Annotated in this window: 16 protein-coding genes; 12 read left to right on the forward strand and 4 right to left on the reverse strand. The window is 33.0% G+C overall.

Annotated elements, in window-relative coordinates:
* Window positions 1-42: 42 nt before the first annotated feature.
* The 4 genes from DUZ96_RS06395 to DUZ96_RS06410 all read left to right on the forward strand — a co-directional run bounded on the left by DUZ96_RS06395 (window position 43) and on the right by DUZ96_RS06410 (window position 3,513).
* A complete protein-coding gene (locus tag DUZ96_RS06395) occupies window positions 43-1,299 on the forward strand; it encodes an alpha/beta hydrolase-fold protein (protein WP_114301118.1) in 1,257 nt (418 codons plus the stop codon).
* A 2-nt stretch (window positions 1,300-1,301) separates the two neighbouring features.
* Window positions 1,302-1,841: a hypothetical protein gene (locus DUZ96_RS06400; protein WP_114301119.1), complete on the forward strand. Its 540-nt coding sequence runs from the start codon at window positions 1,302-1,304 to the stop codon at window positions 1,839-1,841.
* Window positions 1,842-2,023: 182 nt separating this feature from the next.
* Window positions 2,024-2,440, forward strand: a complete 417-nt coding sequence (locus tag DUZ96_RS06405; protein WP_114301120.1) for a cupin domain-containing protein — start codon at window positions 2,024-2,026, stop codon at window positions 2,438-2,440.
* A gap of 200 nt (window positions 2,441-2,640) precedes the next feature.
* Window positions 2,641-3,513: a hypothetical protein gene (locus DUZ96_RS06410; protein ID WP_114301121.1), complete on the forward strand. Its 873-nt coding sequence runs from the start codon at window positions 2,641-2,643 to the stop codon at window positions 3,511-3,513.
* Window positions 3,514-3,600: 87 nt separating this feature from the next.
* On the opposite strand, the gene DUZ96_RS06415 is transcribed toward DUZ96_RS06410, so the two are convergent.
* A complete protein-coding gene (locus DUZ96_RS06415) occupies window positions 3,601-4,815 on the reverse strand; it encodes a peroxiredoxin (RefSeq protein ID WP_114301122.1) in 1,215 nt (404 codons plus the stop codon).
* Window positions 4,816-4,958: 143 nt separating this feature from the next.
* On the opposite strand from DUZ96_RS06415, the gene pheT reads away from it, so the two are divergent.
* The 8 genes from pheT to ribB all read left to right on the forward strand — a co-directional run bounded on the left by pheT (window position 4,959) and on the right by ribB (window position 15,451).
* Window positions 4,959-7,385, forward strand: coding sequence for a phenylalanine--tRNA ligase subunit beta (gene pheT / locus DUZ96_RS06420; protein ID WP_114301123.1), 2,427 nt, complete (start codon window positions 4,959-4,961; stop codon window positions 7,383-7,385).
* Between the two features lie 51 nt (window positions 7,386-7,436).
* Complete coding sequence (gene tpx / locus DUZ96_RS06425) at window positions 7,437-7,937, forward strand: thiol peroxidase (protein ID WP_114301124.1); 501 nt, start codon at window positions 7,437-7,439, stop codon at window positions 7,935-7,937.
* 16 nt (window positions 7,938-7,953) lie between these two features.
* Window positions 7,954-8,322, forward strand: a complete 369-nt coding sequence (locus DUZ96_RS06430; protein ID WP_114301125.1) for a diacylglycerol kinase family protein — start codon at window positions 7,954-7,956, stop codon at window positions 8,320-8,322.
* Window positions 8,323-8,391: 69 nt separating this feature from the next.
* Window positions 8,392-9,180, forward strand: a complete 789-nt coding sequence (locus DUZ96_RS06435) for a M15 family metallopeptidase (protein WP_114301126.1) — start codon at window positions 8,392-8,394, stop codon at window positions 9,178-9,180.
* 27 nt (window positions 9,181-9,207) lie between these two features.
* Window positions 9,208-11,616: a DNA translocase FtsK gene (locus DUZ96_RS06440; protein ID WP_114301127.1), complete on the forward strand. Its 2,409-nt coding sequence runs from the start codon at window positions 9,208-9,210 to the stop codon at window positions 11,614-11,616.
* Between the two features lie 19 nt (window positions 11,617-11,635).
* Entirely contained in the window at window positions 11,636-12,277 is a 642-nt protein-coding gene (locus DUZ96_RS06445) for an outer membrane lipoprotein carrier protein LolA (protein WP_114301128.1), read from the forward strand.
* Between the two features lie 17 nt (window positions 12,278-12,294).
* A complete protein-coding gene (locus DUZ96_RS06450) occupies window positions 12,295-14,277 on the forward strand; it encodes an LptF/LptG family permease (RefSeq protein ID WP_114301129.1) in 1,983 nt (660 codons plus the stop codon).
* A gap of 28 nt (window positions 14,278-14,305) precedes the next feature.
* On the forward strand, window positions 14,306-15,451 hold the full coding sequence (gene ribB / locus DUZ96_RS06455) for a 3,4-dihydroxy-2-butanone-4-phosphate synthase (protein WP_114301130.1): 1,146 nt from the start codon (window positions 14,306-14,308) through the stop codon (window positions 15,449-15,451).
* Here the strand turns inward: ribB and DUZ96_RS06460 are convergent.
* The 3 genes from DUZ96_RS06460 to DUZ96_RS06470 form a co-directional block, all read right to left on the reverse strand.
* The gene (locus DUZ96_RS06460; RefSeq protein ID WP_258774331.1) at window positions 15,448-17,016 is read right to left on the reverse strand and encodes a family 16 glycosylhydrolase; all 1,569 of its coding nucleotides are present in this window, start codon (window positions 17,014-17,016) and stop codon (window positions 15,448-15,450) included. The two genes, ribB and DUZ96_RS06460, sit on opposite strands and share 4 nt — an antisense overlap.
* Before the next feature lie 88 nt (window positions 17,017-17,104).
* On the reverse strand, window positions 17,105-18,304 hold the full coding sequence (locus DUZ96_RS06465) for a DegT/DnrJ/EryC1/StrS aminotransferase family protein (protein ID WP_114301132.1): 1,200 nt from the start codon (window positions 18,302-18,304) through the stop codon (window positions 17,105-17,107).
* A 73-nt stretch (window positions 18,305-18,377) separates the two neighbouring features.
* Window positions 18,378-19,007: an NAD(P)H-dependent oxidoreductase gene (locus tag DUZ96_RS06470; protein WP_114301133.1), complete on the reverse strand. Its 630-nt coding sequence runs from the start codon at window positions 19,005-19,007 to the stop codon at window positions 18,378-18,380.
* Window positions 19,008-19,113: the final 106 nt, after the last annotated feature.

Below are 19,113 nucleotides of genomic sequence, written 5' to 3' on the forward strand. Positions count from 1 at the left end.
ATCATAGACAAAACATTGACAATAATTAAATTAAATCTAAAAATGAAATATTACATCTACTTATTTATGCTTGTCGGATCAATTTTAATCGTAAATCAAAATGCAATTGCACAAGCAACTGCTCCCCAAATTGAGCAATTTCAAAATCGAATAGTAGATTCAATATTTTCTACAACTTTAAATGAAAGTCGTGACTTTTGGGTAAGATTACCAGATAATTTTCAGCAAGATAATGATGAAAAATATGCTGTGATATACTTAATTGATGGATTTTCATTAGAAAGTACTCTGCAAGCTGTTTATGCTAATTATTGGGGACATTACCTGCCACATATGATACTTGTTGGGATTTCTAATCGCAACAACCGAATTAGAGATTTAACCACTTCGCAGATAAAAATGAGACGCGGTAGTGCAATGAACGATAAAACTGGGGGTGCAGAAACCTTTACTAAATTTTTGGAAAAAGAACTCATCCCATATATTGATGGTAAATACCCAACAATGAACTATCGTACATTAATTGGACATTCTTATGCCGGATTGTTTACTATAAATATGTTGGTTAATCATAAACATCTTTTTCAAAACTATATAGCCATAGATCCAAGTTTAGATTGGGATGACCAAAAATTATTGAAGGAGGCAAAACAAAAGCTTAGTATAGAAAGTTATAAAGGTAAGTCCCTTTTTGTTTCTTTAGCTGCAGAGCAACTACATATGTGGAATGAAGAAATAAACATAGATAATATTATGGATGACTCTTCAGAATTTACTTTGTTTGCGCGTTCAATTATTGAGTTTTCAAATTATACGAAATCTCAAAAACAGAATGGACTAAATTTTTCATGGAAAGTTTATCATGAAGATTTACATGGTACAGTTACATTACCATCAATGAGAGATGGGCTAATTTCTATATTTGAATGGTATCAGTTTAAATCACCTCAAAAATATAATAACCCAGAAACACCAATAGAGGAATTGGTAGCGCTATTGAAGGAACAGAAACAAATCTATACCAAACATTTTGGTGTTCCTACGGCACCAATGATTGACGAAATGTTAAATGGCTATGGTTACATGAATATGCAAATGGGACAACCTGAGAAGGCCTTTATGTTTTTTGAAATGAATATAAAGTATAATCCAAAAAGTGCATATGCTTATGATTCAATGGCTGAATATTATGAGTCTCAAAACGATAAAGAAAATACCATAAAATATTTAAACAAGGCTTATGAATTGAGTGGTGATAATTACTATAAGGAAAAAATTCAAGCTCTAAATAAAAAATAATTATGAATCTACAAATTTTACTATTCTTATTTACCGTAACATCGATATCCTTCGGTCAAAATATTGAGTCTTCGACTCGAAAATTTATTGATAAAGCTCATTTTACTAGGATCAATAAAGATTGGACCACAATTGCTGAATTTAAATCTGGAATTGGTGAAACAGTAGAGTTTTATCCCATTGAAGTTATCAATTTAAAAACTGGGGAAAAAACTAACGCTCTACAATTAGATATGAATATTAAGAAACCTGAGGTTTTTAAAACTGCGTGGATTGGAATAGAAGAAATTAATGAGTTTATACATTTTATTGAGGAAAATGTAATTCCTAATTTAGATTTAAGATTTAAAGATAAATCATCGGAATTTATTTTTAAAGCAAATGAAATGACTTTATCATATTTTGTTTATGAAAAAAAGCGAAGATTAACTATTAAACTTAATAGTTATGATGATAGTGAATTTAATAACTACACTTTTTGGACAGAATCACAAGTCGATAAAATACCGAGATTATTGGAAATTTTAAAAATAATAAAATAAAAACTAGTGGTTATAATATATGTAACTAACTAAATGTCTGCTACCAAAAAAACAATTTCAAGGGTATTTTATTATACAATTTATTTATAAATAAAAAGTTAACTACGAATTAAACATCAATAAAACTGATTTATAAAATTGACTGAAAAACTCAAATAAAATTAAAGATTAAATTATTTAAAGTGAAAAAAATAATTATCCTATTCTGTTTTACATTTATCTTTTTAGTTGCCTGTAAATCGAATAAAACGGCAGAAATTACGGTAATTTCTTTAGCTAAAACAAGTAAGAGTTGGAATGGAAAGCTACTCCCAAAATATCTTGATGGTAATCCTGAAATAACTATTCTAAAAATAATTATACCTCCAAAAGCAAAATTACCATTGCATAAGCATCCTGAAATTAATGCTGGTGTTTTGTTAAAAGGAAAATTAAGAGTAATTAGCAAAGAAAATGATACATTAATGCTTAAGGCAGGTGAACCAATTGTTGAACTTGTTAACGTATGGCATTATGGGGAAAATCCTGGTACAGTACCTGCAGAGATTATTGTATTTTATGCTGGAGTCAAAGGAACTCCTATAACCATTATTAAATAAGGTAACCATTGATGGCAATACCAATGGTTATAGATAGAAATCACCATAAATATTTGGGTTTTTAACTTCTTGACCACGAAAAATGATTCTAATCAATCTATATCGGATTTATTCTGTTTTTAATGATAATTCACCGCCCCCACTAGTTGTTATTAAACCAATTAAGAAAATACTAGTCTAAAAAGGAAAAAGTAAATAAAATGAAAATATTTAGATTTTTAACAGTTGCTTTATTACTAGTATTATTTTCTTGCAGCAAAGAAGAAGAAATTCCCCAACTGACAGAAGCGCGAGGTTATAACATGCTTCTCATTGGGAATAGCTTTTTTAGACCTTATGCAGAAAAACTTAATGAAATGGCATTTGATGCTGGTTTTACAAATCACAATAGTACTACTGTCTTTCGTGGGGGCGAAAATGGAAGACCTATCAATTTTTGGAACGATTCTTCTAGTGCAGAACATCAACAGATAAAGTCTACACTCGATGCGGGTAATATTGAATACTTTGGAATGACTTTTGGACATGATTCTATCAATCGAATTGAAGGTCATTACGCTTGGATAGAATATGCATTACAAAACAATCCAGACATAACTATTTTCATATCATTATCACCTTTTGACTTTCCTAATGGAGATCCAAATGGCACTCGACCAGATTGGAATACATTTGCAAGCGACAATGGATTCAACTCAATACAAGAGTTCTATGATTATTATATAAATGAGATTATACATAACGAAATTGTAGACCAATTGCGTATCGAATTTCCGTCTACCAAAATATTTACTATCCCAACTGGATTGGCAACCTTTGATTTAGCACAAATGAATATTGACGGCTTATTGCTAGATGATATTGATATGTTTGGGGCACGCGAAACTTCTATTTTTACCGATTCAAAAGGACATCAGGGTAATATAGTTCGCGAAACAGGTGGTCTAATATGGTTAAATAGTATCTATCATGTCGCTCTAAATACTAACACATATCAAACAGGATTCAATACAGACTTACACGAAATCGCAAAGCAAATAACGGATAATCATGATCCAAATTACAAACAGTAAAACATAACGTTTGTAAAAGTTATGAATTTGAATACTGAAAAATAACAACCCTTATTTTTTACTGCAGTAGATTCAATATGTTCGAATCTACTCGGAAAGAAGCTCTTCAACAAACCCTTCAAATTCAACCTTAAATTCTTTATACTTCTCGCCTGTTGCTGGTCCGTTAAAGCCCGTATGTATTTTACGAACTTTACCTGTTTTATCAATAAATATCGATGTTGGATAAGATAAAATATGGTTGAGCATTGGTAATTTTTCCTGAGCTTTCTTTTTGTCAGAAGTACCATATTGTGCCAACAGTACCGCATAATCGATTCCTATCTTAGATTTCAATCGATTAATTCTATTAAATGCAATCTCTTTGGATTTTGCATATTCAAATGCCAAGGCAACAATCTCAATTCCCTTATCCTTGTTTTTGTTGTAGAAATCTGCATAGTATTTACTTTCATCCAAACAATTTGGGCACCATGTTCCCATAATTTGAACTATTACCACCTTGTCCTTAAACCTTTCGTCTTTAAGACTTACAATATTTCCTGTAGCATCAGGAAATGAAAATTCCACACTATTATAACCCTCTTGTAAAAAGGTAAGATCATTGGCGCTTGGCAATTCGTAATTAGCATTGCGTTTTGCAACGAAGGGTTCTTTCCAATGGTTACCAGAATAGAATGTCCCTTCCATTGTAGAATCCGTAACTTTTGCAGTAAACAAAAAGGCATGAGCACCGTCAAAAGTAGACAGCCTCATTGTATTACCATCCATTACACCTTGGAGATAACGGTAATCACCTGTGGTCGTTCTAAAGGTTCCTGTTACAGTTTCACCTTCTTGCTTAAAAATACCCTTGGCAATATATTCATCACCTGTAATGCCTTGGCTAAATACTGTTTCCCAAGTACCAGTAATATTTTCCAAAGCTTCATCTTTGGTAACAAATCTCTTAGCATTACTAAATTGGGCCTTAAATGGCACTACTCTATCAAGACTTTCTTTAATAAAGTTTCCTTTTATATTATCACCCTCAAAAACACCAGCAAAATAGCCTTCAAATACAGGAGCCATGATAAATATAGAATCATTGCGGTATTGTATCTCATCTACTTCTATGACTTCTTCGGCATTAAATATTTTCAATGTATTTGAGCTCGTTACTTCAATATTAAAAGGTAATTCCTCATTGTCTTGTACGGCTAAAACAACACGGTAATTTCCCGCTTTTAGAGTTTTTAATTTATTTTCATTGTTACAAGAACAAAGTATTAAAGCAACAAGTAGTACTAATATGTTTCTCATATAAAAAGGTTTTGTATAAAGTTCGAAAATAACAACAATTACCTTACAAAAAAAAGGATAATGAAGTGTGTTTTAATTTTCTGCTTCTATCTTTTAATACCATACAACTATTATTATCTTTGTTGCTTCATTGAACTGAAATTATGAAGATATCTTATAATTGGCTCAAACAGTTTATTAAGATAGACTGGGATGCAGAGAAAACCGGAGAGTTACTGACAGATCTAGGGTTAGAAATCGAAGGAATTGAAGCGTATGAGTCTGTAAAAGGCGGACTTAACGGTATTGTTGTTGGCGAGGTTTTAACTTGCGTACAACATCCTAATGCTGACCGACTTAAGTTGACTACTGTAGATATAGGAAAGGATGCACCTGTGCAAATTGTTTGTGGTGCACCTAACGTGGCTAAAGGACAAAAAGTACCTGTTGCAACCATCGGAACCACATTATATACGCCTGAGGGTGAAGCATGGAAAATTAAAAAAGGTAAAATACGTGGTGAAGAAAGCCATGGAATGATCTGTGCTGAAGACGAGCTTGGCCTTGGCGAATCCCACGATGGTATTATGGTTTTAGATGCTGGTTTAAAAGTTGGGACACCTGCAGCAGAAGTTTTTGCAATTGAAAATGATCAGGTTTTTGAAATTGGCCTAACACCAAACCGAGCTGATGCAATGAGCCATTATGGTGTTGCAAGGGACCTAAAAGCTGGTTTATTGCAAAAGGAAGTAGCATTAGAGCTAATTACACCTTCTGTAAGCTCTTATCATGTTGATGCAAGATCTTTAAAAATTGATGTTGATGTTAAAGACAAAGAGAAATGTCCTCGCTATTGTGGAGTTACCATTTCTGGTGTTAAAGTTGAAGCTTCTCCAAATTGGTTACAACATCGTATAAAATCTATAGGACTATCACCAATTAATAATGTTGTTGATATTACTAATTATGTCTTGCATGAACTAGGACAGCCGTTACATGCTTTTGATGCGCAAAAAATATCTGGTAATAAAATTGTAGTAAAAACTTGCAAAGCTGGAACGAAATTTACCACTTTAGATGAAGTTGTTAGAGAATTACACGCAGATGACTTAATGATTTGTGATGGTGAAAAGCCAATGTGTATCGCCGGCGTTTTTGGCGGCATAGATTCTGGTGTTTCCGAAAATACAAGAGATATTTTCTTAGAAAGTGCCTATTTTAATCCTGTTAGTATTCGTAAAACTGCAAAAAGACACGGATTAAATACTGATGCTTCTTTTAGATTTGAGCGTGGTATCGATCCCAATAGTACAGAGTATGCTTTAAAACGTGCAGCTTTGTTGATTTGCGAAGTCGCTGGTGGTGAGATTACAAGTGATATCTCTGACTCCTATCCTGTAAAGATTGAGGATTTTCAAGTGAGATTGAGTTTTGACAACGCCAAAAAACTCATTGGAGAAGAAATCCCGAGGGAAACAATTAAAAGCATATTGACTTCATTAGACATTAAGGTAAACAATGTAACTGAAACTGGTTTAGGATTGACCGTTCCTGCATATAGAAATGATGTCCAAAGAGAGGCAGATATCATCGAGGAAATCCTACGTGTTTATGGCTACAACAATATTTGTACAACTGAAAAATTAAATGCTTCGATATCTAATTCAACAAGATTTGAGGATTATAAACTTCAGAATATAATTGGTCATCAATTGGCATCTCAAGGGTTTTTTGAAATCATGACTAATTCCCTAACAACTCCAGATTACATTGGACTGAGTGAACAATTAAATTCAGAGCATAATGTAGAAATGCTTAATCCTCTTAGTAGTGATTTAGGTGTGATGAGACAGTCATTATTGTTTTCTGGTTTAGAAACTGTTGCACACAATATTAATAGAAAACGCGGTGATCTTAAACTGTTTGAGTTTGGTAAATCTTACCATAAATACAATGAGTCTCGAGAAGAATATAAACACCTCTCATTGTTTGTGACAGGAAATAAAACCAAAGAAAATTGGAATTCTAAAGCGAGCCCAAGTGATTTCTTTTATTTAAAGGGAACCGTTCAAGGCATTTTAGAACGTCTAGGTATAAACAACCTAAGGTCTGCACCTGTAAAATCTGATTTGTTTAATGAAGGAATGACCTTATCGCTCGGCAAAAAGAAATTGGTTGACTTTGGATTGGTTAAGAAGTCAATATTAAAGTCTTTCGGAATTTCTCAACAAGTATTATTTGCTAATATAAATTGGGATAATGTGTTAGATATGGCAAAGCATAACACTATCACTTTTAAAGCCATACCAAAATACCCTGAAGTTAGACGTGATTTTGCCTTGTTAATTGACAGATCAGTTACATTTGAAGATATTTTTACTACTGCAAAACAGACAGAGAAACAACTACTTAAAACTATAAATCTCTTCGATGTTTATGAAGGTAAAAATTTACCTGAAGGCAAAAAGAGTTACGCCGTAAGTTTTACACTTCAAGATAAAAATAGAACCTTAACTGATAAACAGATTGATAAAATTATGTCTAAGCTGCAATCTAATTTTGAAAGTAAGTTAGGTGCAGAATTAAGGTAATATGAGAATTAGTTATATTTTTTACTTTTAACAAGAAAATTAAAGACTACTATGGCAAAAATCACATTTGGTGGAAATCCCGCCACAACTATTGGAGAACTTCCTGAAATTGGTACAAAAGCACCTGATTTTAAATTAACAGCAACAGACTTATCAGATAAAACTTTATCCGATTTTTCCGGTTCTAGATTGGTCCTAAATATTTTTCCGAGTATCGGAACAGGAGTTTGTGCTCAATCTGTAAGAACATTTAATGAAAAAGCGAGTGGATTAAAAAAAACAAAAGTATTATGCATCTCAAAAGATCTACCTTTTGCACTAACAAATTTTTGCGGTGCTGAAGGGTTGGATAATGTCATAACTTTGTCTGATTATAAGACTGGTAATTTCGGAGTGTCATATGGAGTTACGTTAAAAGACAGTGCATTTGAAGCTCTTTTATCGCGTTCAGTAGTCGTTTTAGATTCTGATGGCTCAGTTTTGTACACGGAACAAGTTCCTGAAACTGGTGACGAACCAAATTATGAAGCTGCATTAAATGCATTAGGCTAAACGGAGCTAAAACTCAATGGAGAAAAAGGAATCGTTTATTGTCAATAGACTTAAAAGCGTAGGCTATGCCTTTAAGGGTATGCTGATGCTTATAAGGACGGAACCAAGTATTCAGATTCAAGTCTTTATAGCCATTGCAGTAACGATAGCAGGATTTTATTTTGATATCTCTAGAACAGAATGGATGATACAAATAACTATGATAGGATTGGTTATGAGTATTGAAGGTATAAATACTGCAATTGAATATTTGGCAGATTTTGTGCATCCAGAGCAACACAAAAAAATTGGTTTAATTAAGGATATTGCGGCAGGTGCTGTTTTTATAGCGTCAATTATAGCTGTTATCATTGCCGGAATAATTTATATTCCTAAATTTCTTTAATACCAAAAGCCTTAGGATTAGCGTTACATATTTGTATTTTTGTTCTACCCTTGATTACAACAACTTACTATGGTACATATCAGGTACTTTTTGTTTTTAATAATCCTACTACCTTCTATTCAGTATTTAAATAGTACAGATGCAACATTTAAGTTTTTTAGTGAAGACCGTAATGGGCATCTTTTTATTTCTTATAACAAGATTGAACAAACAGAATGTATTTCTAACAAGTTGGTTTTAGGTAAATTTGATTACCGTAATAGCACTAGATTTACTAAAGTAGATTCCAAATATTTGGCCAAAGAAATTTATCTTAACAAGCAGGTTTATGAAGCATTTATTGAAATGTATGACGCAGCTAAAAAAGATGGAGTTAATTTAAAAATCTTGTCAGGCACTCGAAATTTCAAGGAACAAAAAGCTATTTGGGAACTCAAGTGTTTGAATTACAATGATTTAAATCCGAAAGAACGTGCAAAAAAAATACTTGAATATAGTTCCATGCCGTCTACTTCTAAACATCATTGGGGTACAGATTTAGATTTAAATAGTCTTAATAATTCGTATTTTAACAGCGGAATTGGATATGAAGAATACAAATGGCTTAAAGCTAATGCTAATAGGTTCGGTTTTTATCAGGTTTACACATCCAAATCAAAAGGTAGAACTGGTTATAATTTAGAGAAATGGCATTGGTCTTATTTGCCGGTGGCTAATAAATATTTGAATTATTATAATTCTCATACGGACTATAATGACATTAAGGGATTTAAAGGTGATTATCTAGCTACTGAAATGAAAATGATAAATGATTATGTAAATGGCCTATCCAAAAAAGTTATAGATTACAGAAATTAATAAGGATTCCAATATACTGGATCATATATGGCAAAAAAGACAACTAAAAAGAAAAGCACGACAAAAACTAAATCGAAGGATTCATTAAAAAAACCTTCACTAAAATTATCTAATCAACAAAAATTAGTATTTGGCAGTTTGTTGATTATAGTTGGCGTATTGCTTTTTATTTCCTTTTTATCATACATTTTCACGGGTAAAGAAGACCAAAGTGTATTGTCTAATTTTCCAGAACGAACTGAGGCATATAAGAATTGGGCTAGTCAATTAGGCGCTTGGGTAAGCGAATTATTTATATCTAAAGGATTTGGTATCCCTTCATTTATATTTTCAGGTTTGGTTTTTCTTTCTGGTGTCTATGTGACACTTAATTTAAAAAAAGACCGTCTAAGAAAACATTGGATTTGGGGTACGTTAATTGTCATATGGCTTTCAATCTTGTTTGGGTTCTTTACTCATAAATATGATATTCTTGGCGGTACGATTGGCTTTGAAATAAATCAATTCTTACAAGATTATATTGGCAAAATAGGAACAGCTCTATTACTGTTATTTGGTTTGATCACTTATTTAGCCATTAGATTCAAGGTAACAGGGGATACTTTTGTCAATATATTTAAGAGTGCAAAACGTAACATTAAAGAAGATTTAACCACTGAGGAGGAAATGACTACTTTTACTGTTGATAATAGCTTAACAGAGGAAGCTGAATCTATTAAATCTGCATTTGAGATTCCACTAGAAAATCCAGAACCAACAATTTCAAAATATTCTAAACCTGAATCAAAAAAGAAAGAAATTAAAGTTGAGATCGAAGCACCTGAGAAAAAAGAAGTTCAAATTCCAGAATTAAAGGTTGAAGTTGAAGCCATAGAAGAAGAAAAATCTGAGTTAGATAATCTTTCAGACAAATTAGTTGAAGATTTTGGTCAATTTGATCCAACTCTAGAACTGGGTAAATATCAATTCCCTCATTTAGATCTATTGAAAAAGTACGATAACGAAGGAATATCAATTGATCAGGAAGAATTAGAGGAAAACAAAAATAGAATTGTAGAAACCTTAAACAATTACAAGATTGGTATTAGCAGTATTAAAGCTACTATTGGACCAACTGTAACACTATATGAAATTGTACCTGATGCTGGTATAAGAATTTCTAAAATTAAAAATTTAGAGGATGATATAGCATTGTCATTAGCAGCCTTGGGCATAAGAATAATTGCACCTATTCCAGGCAAGGGTACCATAGGTATTGAAGTCCCTAATAAAAAAGCAACTATTGTATCTATGCGTAGTGTAATAGCCTCGCAAAAATTCCAACAATCTAAAATGCAATTACCAATTGCATTTGGTAAAACCATTAGCAATGAAACATTTGTTGTAGACTTAGCTAAAATGCCTCACTTACTTATGGCAGGTGCTACCGGACAAGGTAAGTCTGTTGGTTTAAATGCTGTGTTGACTTCTCTATTGTACAAAAAACATCCTGCGGAAGTAAAATTTGTTCTTGTAGATCCTAAAAAGGTAGAGTTGACGCTTTTCAATAAAATAGAACGTCATTATCTGGCAAAACTTCCGGATAGTGAAGAGGCTATCATAACAGATAATACCAAGGTAATTAATACCTTAAACTCGTTATGTATTGAAATGGATAATCGCTATGAAATGCTTAAAAATGCATTTTGTAGAAATATTTCGGAGTATAATGCAAAGTTTAAGGCAAGAAAACTAAACCCAAATGATGGGCATCAATTCTTACCATACATTGTATTGGTTGTAGATGAGTTTGCCGATTTAATAATGACAGCTGGTAAAGAGGTAGAAACTCCTATTGCGAGATTAGCACAATTGGCAAGAGCGATTGGTATACATCTTATTATTGCCACACAGCGTCCGTCTGTAAATGTTATTACAGGTATTATAAAAGCAAACTTCCCGGCAAGAATTGCTTTTAGAGTAACTAGTAAAATAGATTCTAGAACCATTTTAGATGGTTCTGGAGCAGATCAGTTAATTGGTCGTGGTGACATGCTTTTTACGCAAGGAAATGATTTAATTCGCTTACAATGTGCATTTGTAGACACTCCAGAAGTGGAAAAAATTACTGAATTTATCGGATCTCAAAAAGCATATCCAGATGCACACTTATTACCAGAATATGCAGGTGAAGAAGGTGGCACAAATCTTGATATAGATATTGCAGATCGAGATAAGTTGTTCAGAGAAGCTGCAGAAATAATTGTGACAGCCCAACAAGGATCTGCATCACTATTACAACGTAAATTAAAATTAGGATATAACAGAGCTGGTAGAATAATTGATCAGTTAGAAGCTGCCGGAATTGTTGGTCCTTTTGAAGGTAGTAAGGCAAGACAAGTCTTAGTACCAGATTTTGTAGCATTAGATCAATTATTAGAAAACGAAAAACAATAGAAAAGTAGACATATACCACATGAAAAAGTTAGTTTTAATATTAAGTTTAGCCCAAGGATTTTCAGGCTTAGCACAAAATGATGCTAAGGCAGAATCATTACTTAATGAGGTAAGTCAGAAAATTAAAACTTATAAGAATATTAGCTTAGACTTTAAATACGAGCTTAATAATATAAGTGAAAATATTAATCAAGAAACCCGAGGCGATGTTGTCATACAAGGCGAAAAATACAAGCTTAATGTATTAGGTATTACTCGTATTTATAATGGCAAAACGCTTTATACTATTAGCCCAGAGGATGAAGAGGTAACTATTTCTTCAGATAACACGGATGAGGAAGGAACCATAACTCCGAGCAAAATGCTTTCTTTTTATGAAGATGGTTACACCTACAAAATGGATATTATTCAAAATGTAAGAGGAAGAAAAATTCAGTACGTTAAACTTAATCCTATCGATACAAATTCAGAAATAAAAAACATTTTATTGGGTATCGATGCTACTACAAAACACATCTATAACCTCATAGAAAATGGTAAAAACGGAACAAAAACCACATTAACCGTTAATTCTTTTAAAACAGACGAGCCTATATCAAAAACCTTATTTACATTTGATGAAAGTAAATACAGTGATTACTTTATCAATAAAATTGATTAAGGTTTAAATAGTAATTTGTGAAAATATTAGATAGGTACATACTTATCACATTTCTTAGAACGTTTTTTAGCGTTTTTATCATATTCATGTTCATCTTTGTTCTGCAAGGGCTTTGGCTTTATATATCAGAATTAGCAGGTAAAGATTTGGATATTTCTGTTACAGCCAAATTTATTCTATATTACATGCCAAGGCTCATACCATTGGTTGTGCCACTCACCATATTATTAACTTCAATAATGGTATTCGGTAATTTCGCAGAAAATTATGAGTTTGCCGCAATGAAGTCTACTGGTATTTCTTTACAACGCGCAATGCGAAGTCTAAGTGTTTTTATAGTCATCTTAGGCGTTGCTTGTTTCTTTTTTGCAAATAATGTAATTCCTTGGGGCGAGTATCATTTCTACAATCTTCGTAAAAACATTGCTAAAGTAAAACCTGCTCTAGCCATCGCAGAGGGTCAATTCAATGAAATTGGAAACATTAATATTAAGGTTGATAAAAAAACTGGTGAAAGAGGTCAATATTTAGATGGCGTAATCATTCACGAAAAAAGCAGTACAAGAACGGGAAACCATAAAGTTATAGTTTCAGAGAAAGGCGAGCTCAAAAGTAGTCCAGATTCTAATGTGTTACAGCTAGAGCTATTGAACGGAAATTATTATGAGGAAATAATTGATTCCAAAAACAGTAGAAACGAAAAGAAACCTCATGCCAAAAGTTATTTTGAAAGTTATATCATAAATGTTGATTTAGAAATTTTAAATACTGAAGACCTAGACGAAAAAAGTCAAAGTGACAGGTACAGTATGTTAGATATAAAGCAGTTAAACAGGGCTATAGATACTTTAGATAAAGAACGGAAAGATGATTTAAAAGCATTATCTAATACCCTTTATAACAGATCTACTTATACTGCCTTAAATTTAAATATAGATAAGAATAAAAAAGACTCACTCTATACAGGTGAGTTATTGGATTTGTTTAATCTTCAAAACAAGCTTCAAATTATAAATTTAGCTACAAATTCGGCCAATAGCACCACTCAGATAATTGAATCTAACAAACGAAATTTTGCGACCAAAAAAATATGGTACAACAAACATATTACTGCTTTACACGACAAGTTTGTATTAGCTGTCGCTTGTATTATTCTGTTTTTTGTAGGAGCACCTTTGGGAGCTTTAATTCGTAAAGGAGGATTAGGTTTACCTATGGTTGTTGCCATTGTTTTATTCCTCACCTATCATTTCTTTGGGATTTTTGCTATTAACAGTGCAGAAAAAGGAAGTTTAAATCCTATTATAGGATCTTGGTTATCTACAACAGTAATGTTACCTTTGAGTATCTATTTGACATCACGTGCAACCAATGATAAAGGTGTTTTCCAAATAGACCCACTTCTAGTTCCTTTGAAACAATTATTTACTTCTAAACGTCCGATCCGTCTATCAGAAAGTGAGACCAAAGAATACAATTATTACAAAAAGTATACTCTTGAAGAACTGGTTAAGGTAATAAAAAGCCAAGGTGAATATGATCTAGACAAAAGACCAAAGGAGATTGCACTTCATAACTTGCTTAACCGTAATATATCACTTGAAAACTTAAAAACTGAAGGTCTTGAGATACCAGCCAAACTAATAGAAGCTAAATCAATCCTCAAAGACTTCAAGGATTACTCCAAGACAAGCTTAGTTAGTTTTACAATTGGTGGTATCTTATTGATATTGCATTTTGTCTTTAGAAATAACAAATTACCTGAATTGGCTGAAGCATCTTTAAGTTTGAGTATTATAAGTTTTATTTTTTTGGCAATTTATGCTGTAGTGTCTGCGATTGTTTATTCAAAATTTTACAAGACAATTAACGAAAAACAAAAACGTATTAATCCAATTTGGTTCTTTATCACACTTCCACTCTACCCTTTAAAATATATCTTCCTCAAAAATAGAATAGAACAACACTTCTATCTAAGCTGTATTAATAATATAAAATAAACTTATCTTTGCCCTTTAAATTGATTATATGAGTACTACTGCAAAAACTAGAACCTCTCTAAATACCATTGAAGAAGCCATTGAAGATATTCGTCAGGGTAAGGTAATTATTGTGGTTGATGATGAAAACAGAGAAAATGAAGGAGATTTCTTGGCTGCTGCAGATAAGGTTACTGCAGAAATGATCAATTTCATGGCTACACATGGTCGTGGTTTAATTTGTGCACCACTAACCGAAAACAGATGTGAAGAGCTTGAGCTTAATATGATGGTTAGAAACAATACTGACCCTATGGAAACAGCTTTTACCGTTTCTGTGGATTTAAGAGGAAATGGTGTAAGTACAGGAATTTCAGCTAGAGATCGTGCCAAAACTATTAAAGCATTGGTTAACAGCGAAACGAGAGCATTTGAGCTTGCAAGACCTGGACATATTTTTCCCCTTGTTGCGAAAGAAGGAGGTGTTTTAAGAAGAACCGGTCATACTGAAGCAGCGATTGATTTTGCTAGACTGGCAGGATTTTCTCCTGCTGGAGTAATTGTGGAGATTATGAATGAGGATGGTACAATGGCACGACTACCTCAATTAATGGAAGTGGCAAATAAGTTTGGCTTAAAAATAGTTTCAATTGAAGATTTAGTCGCCTACAGAATGGACTACGACTCTTTAATCGAGAAAAAAGAAGATTTCGAAATTGAAACGCGTTTTGGGAGATTTAGACTTCGAGCTTATTTACAAACAACCAACAATCAAATTCATATCGCCTTAACCAAAGGCAATTGGAAATCTGGTGAATCTGTTTTGACACGTGTTAATGCAACATTAGTCAATAATGATATTCTTGGTACACTCACCAATAATGCTGACAAACAATTAGATGATATGTTTAATGTTATCAATAATGAAGGTAAGGGTGCTATTATTTTTATTAATCAACAAGCACAGTCCATGAATCTTTTAACGAGACTTTCTATACTTAAAGAGAATCAAGTTGAAGGAAAATTGGTAAAAGCACCAAGCATAGGAATGGATAGTAAAGACTTTGGTATAGGTGCTCAAATACTTCACGATTTAAAGATTAGCAAACTAAAGCTAATCTCAAACAGTCTTCAAACTAAACGTGTTGGAATGATTGGCTATGGATTAGAGATTGTAGATTACATAAATTATTAATCTATAATTATTTTCTTAGTTACGCTTTTATCACCTGAGTATAACTTCAATATATATAAACCCTGCTTGAGGTGTTCTACATTTAATTTTGTTAAGTTGTTGGTTTTACTCAGTATAACTTGACCCAACGGATTAAATAGATTTACTCTATCAACTTGCTCGGTTGAACTTATATTGATTAGACTTGATGTAGGATTAGGGTAAACGCTAAATTTATTTGCAAAATTCTCATTAGTACTTAAACTAGTATTCTGAAATACCCTTACATAGTCAATTACCATATTACTTTCTACAAAATTAGGGTCTATTGTACCTGACACACCACCCATTGCAATATTTAGAAGTAAATATTGATCTTGATCTGCATCAAAAGGCCAAGTACTAGAATCCTTAACTGCTGGATTGTAGGTATAAAAACCAATACCATCAATTAAAAAAGTAATTTGGTTTGGAGACCAATTCATAGAATATACATGAAAATTATTGGCTACATCAGGTAAAATATAGGATTGGAAGTTTTCAGTGGCTCCAAAACTTGATGGTGTATGTAAAGCACTGCTCACATGATTTGTAGCACCCAAACCATGCTCCATAATATCTATTTCTCCACAAGCCGGCCAACCAGTAGTTCCAAATCCTTGTGTTTCCCAATAAGCTCCGGTTTCTGTGATGTTTTTTCCTAATGTCCAAATTGCGGGCCAAGTTCCCTCACCAAATGGTAGTTTTGCCCTTACATCTACTCTACCATAGGTAAATGCAAATTTAGAATTAAGGCGAGCAGATGTATAGTTTAAGTTTACTCCATCTTGTGTAAAATTCTCTGCTTTGGCTACAATATTTAAATTTCCGTTTTCTACATAAGAATTAACTAGTCTATCCGTGTAATGTTGTTGCTCTCCATTAAACCATTGCCCACCATTTGGACCGAATGTCTGATGATACCATTTTGTAGCGTCTATGGCTTCAGGAGTTGTACTATCAAACTCATCAGACCAGACCAAATCAGTGTAAATTACGTCCAATGCATGTGGATCACCTGGATCTGAACCATCATCAATATCATCAATGATATAAGTTCCAGGCTGTGCTACACCTCCATCAATAAATATAACAAGTCTAGTATAACTACCTGTAGCATTAACACCAGTACCAGTACCACTTATTGTGGCATTAGCAAAATCAAATAAAATATCGTTATCCCAACCAGCACCAGAAGCGGTTTGCTGTACCTCAACATCTGGATTTGTACCATTTTCTAGTTTTAGCAGTATGGTATGAGCATTTGGATCAAACTGATAAAAATCTAAGGTAATTTGTTGCTCTACACTGAGGTCTATAGGTTGACTAAGATCTATATAAAATCCCTGCCAAATATCACTACCATCATTAATAAACTGACCAGCTACATCATTTGGATTCTGAGGATCAACGGTTAATGCAAAACCACTACCTGCAAATGGAATAAACACATCTTGATTATCGGCAAAGTCAATTGGCATTTGCTGAGCTACTGAGACCTGTACACATATTGAAAGCAATATTACTGAGGCGTAATTCTTTAACATATATTCATTTTTTTTTGAAAGATAAGAAACAATTAAACCAGAAGGGAAAGGATTACCTATACTTTAACCATACAATAATTACAAAAGCCTATTTTGCTATTGTAGAGCTTATAATTTCTGACATTTTTTTGGCACGCTCAATAACCTCATTTTCTGACCACGACAATTTTATTAAGCATGAAATATTACGAGCAATATACCGATCTGATTGCTCGAAGGTTTTTGTCTCAAGATATTTTAATCCTTGTTTTACTTCCTGCGTAATAGGAAACAATGATTTTAGTTCCTTAAGATGATCCCATTTTCTGATATAATGCCAATTATTATCGTAATAATGGAAACATGCATCAATACCATTCTCCTTAAATGCCTTAGAAACTTGTCTTGCATCTTCAAGGTTCGGTAAAAAGAAATTTAAAAAAGCATAGCTTTCCTCACCACCATCAGGTACAGTCCTAAACGTTACACTAGAAAGTTTTGATAGTTCCTCCCTTATTATGGAATAGTTCTTTTTCTGAATGGCTATAAATTCTGGCAAACGTCTAACTTGAGCCAATCCTACAGCCGCATTTAATTCTGATATTCTGAAATTATAACCTAAAAACGGATGTGTTTCTGCTCCTCTGTCATTACCAATATGGTCATGACCATGATCACTATAATGATCAGCATGACGGTAGTATTCAAGATTGTTAGTGACGACGGCTCCACCTTCTCCACATGTAATGGTTTTAACAAAATCGAAAGAAAAACAACCAACGTCTGCAATACTACCTAAAGGTTTATTTTTATAAGTTCCGCCAATGGCCTGACAGGCGTCTTCAACAAATATTAAGTCATTTGACCTACAAGTTGCCTTTAGTACTTCCATGTTACCCATACTTCCACACATTTGCACAATCATTACAGCCTTTGTTTTTGGTGTTATTGCAGATTCTACTGCCTTTGGATCTAAGGTTAATGTATCATCAATGTCAACTAATACCGGAATTGCACCAAGCATCATTATAGCTTCAAAACTTGCCACAAATGTGAAAGTTGGCATAATAACCTCATCACCTGCTCCAACTCCTGCAGATGCCAATGCAACAGAAACCGCTGCTGTACCTGAAGAAACTAATTGTACATGTTTACTTTGAAATGCATGTTGTAGCTCACTCTCTAATTCTTTTGCTTTCCAATGGCCCTTGCGCATGCCATCGAAACCATAACGCATTAAAACACCATTGTCTAAAACATCATTTACTTCCTTTCTTTCTAAATGGCTAAATAATTCAAATCCTGGCATAAATTGGAAACTTTATGTAATTAAAATTCACTAACAAATATAAGTCTTTAGAGATGTTTTGGGGTATTCTTTTTTACAATTCTAAAACCGTATCAGAAATTGGCTTTCTTACTTTTTTAAGAGAAGCAAACATATCGTCTTCAGCTCTAAAACCAACAGGTAAAAGCAACACAGACTTTAATTCATATTTATCTAAATTCAAAACCTTGTCTAATTCTTCTGGTAAGAATCCTTCCATTGGGCAACTATCTATTTCCTCTATGGCACAAACTGTCATCAAGTTTCCGAGTGCTATATAAGCTTGTTTGGTTGCCCAATCTGATTTCTTAGAATCAGGCATGGTTTCAATTGTAGATTTTAATTTTTCTTTGAAAGGATCTAATAACTCATCAGGTGTATTCCTAATGGCTTTAACGGTATCAAAATGTTCCTCTACATCATCTGTGTCAATTTCATTTTGAATACACAATACAAGCAAGTGTGAAGCATCTACCACTTGTCTTTGACCAAACGCAAGTGCAACCAAATTTTCCCTGATACTTTTATCACCTACCACAACCATTTTTAAGGTTTGAAGTCCATAGGACAAAGCAGTTAAGTTAAAGGCTTCTTTTAAAATTTCTAATTGACTATCTGAAAGCTGTTTAGTAGTATCGAACTTTTTAGTAGCATATCGCCAATTTAATTTTTCTATAATAGACATTGCTGTTCTTTTTTTTTGCAAAGATACATACAACACTTTTAAAATTACCCCTAATTGTCAGAACGCTTTTCTTCTATTTTTTCTTGCTGTTCTAATTTTTTAAAAT

This window comes from Winogradskyella sp. KYW1333 (assembly GCF_003335675.1).
Lineage (GTDB): Bacteria > Bacteroidota > Bacteroidia > Flavobacteriales > Flavobacteriaceae > Winogradskyella.

Coding starts and splice junctions, on each gene's coding strand:
- DUZ96_RS06395 (WP_114301118.1), top strand. CDS start 43: ATGAAATATTACATCTACTTATTTATGCTTGTCGGATCAATTTTAATC.
- DUZ96_RS06400 (WP_114301119.1), top strand. CDS start 1,302: ATGAATCTACAAATTTTACTATTCTTATTTACCGTAACATCGATATCC.
- DUZ96_RS06410 (WP_114301121.1), top strand. CDS start 2,641: ATGAAAATATTTAGATTTTTAACAGTTGCTTTATTACTAGTATTATTT.
- DUZ96_RS06415 (WP_114301122.1), bottom strand. CDS start 4,815: ATGAGAAACATATTAGTACTACTTGTTGCTTTAATACTTTGTTCTTGT.
- pheT (WP_114301123.1), top strand. CDS start 4,959: ATGAAGATATCTTATAATTGGCTCAAACAGTTTATTAAGATAGACTGG.
- tpx (WP_114301124.1), top strand. CDS start 7,437: ATGGCAAAAATCACATTTGGTGGAAATCCCGCCACAACTATTGGAGAA.
- DUZ96_RS06430 (WP_114301125.1), top strand. CDS start 7,954: ATGGAGAAAAAGGAATCGTTTATTGTCAATAGACTTAAAAGCGTAGGC.
- DUZ96_RS06435 (WP_114301126.1), top strand. CDS start 8,392: ATGGTACATATCAGGTACTTTTTGTTTTTAATAATCCTACTACCTTCT.
- DUZ96_RS06440 (WP_114301127.1), top strand. CDS start 9,208: ATGGCAAAAAAGACAACTAAAAAGAAAAGCACGACAAAAACTAAATCG.
- DUZ96_RS06445 (WP_114301128.1), top strand. CDS start 11,636: ATGAAAAAGTTAGTTTTAATATTAAGTTTAGCCCAAGGATTTTCAGGC.
- ribB (WP_114301130.1), top strand. CDS start 14,306: ATGAGTACTACTGCAAAAACTAGAACCTCTCTAAATACCATTGAAGAA.
- DUZ96_RS06460 (WP_258774331.1), bottom strand. CDS start 17,016: ATGTTAAAGAATTACGCCTCAGTAATATTGCTTTCAATATGTGTACAG.
- DUZ96_RS06465 (WP_114301132.1), bottom strand. CDS start 18,304: ATGCCAGGATTTGAATTATTTAGCCATTTAGAAAGAAAGGAAGTAAAT.
- DUZ96_RS06470 (WP_114301133.1), bottom strand. CDS start 19,007: ATGTCTATTATAGAAAAATTAAATTGGCGATATGCTACTAAAAAGTTC.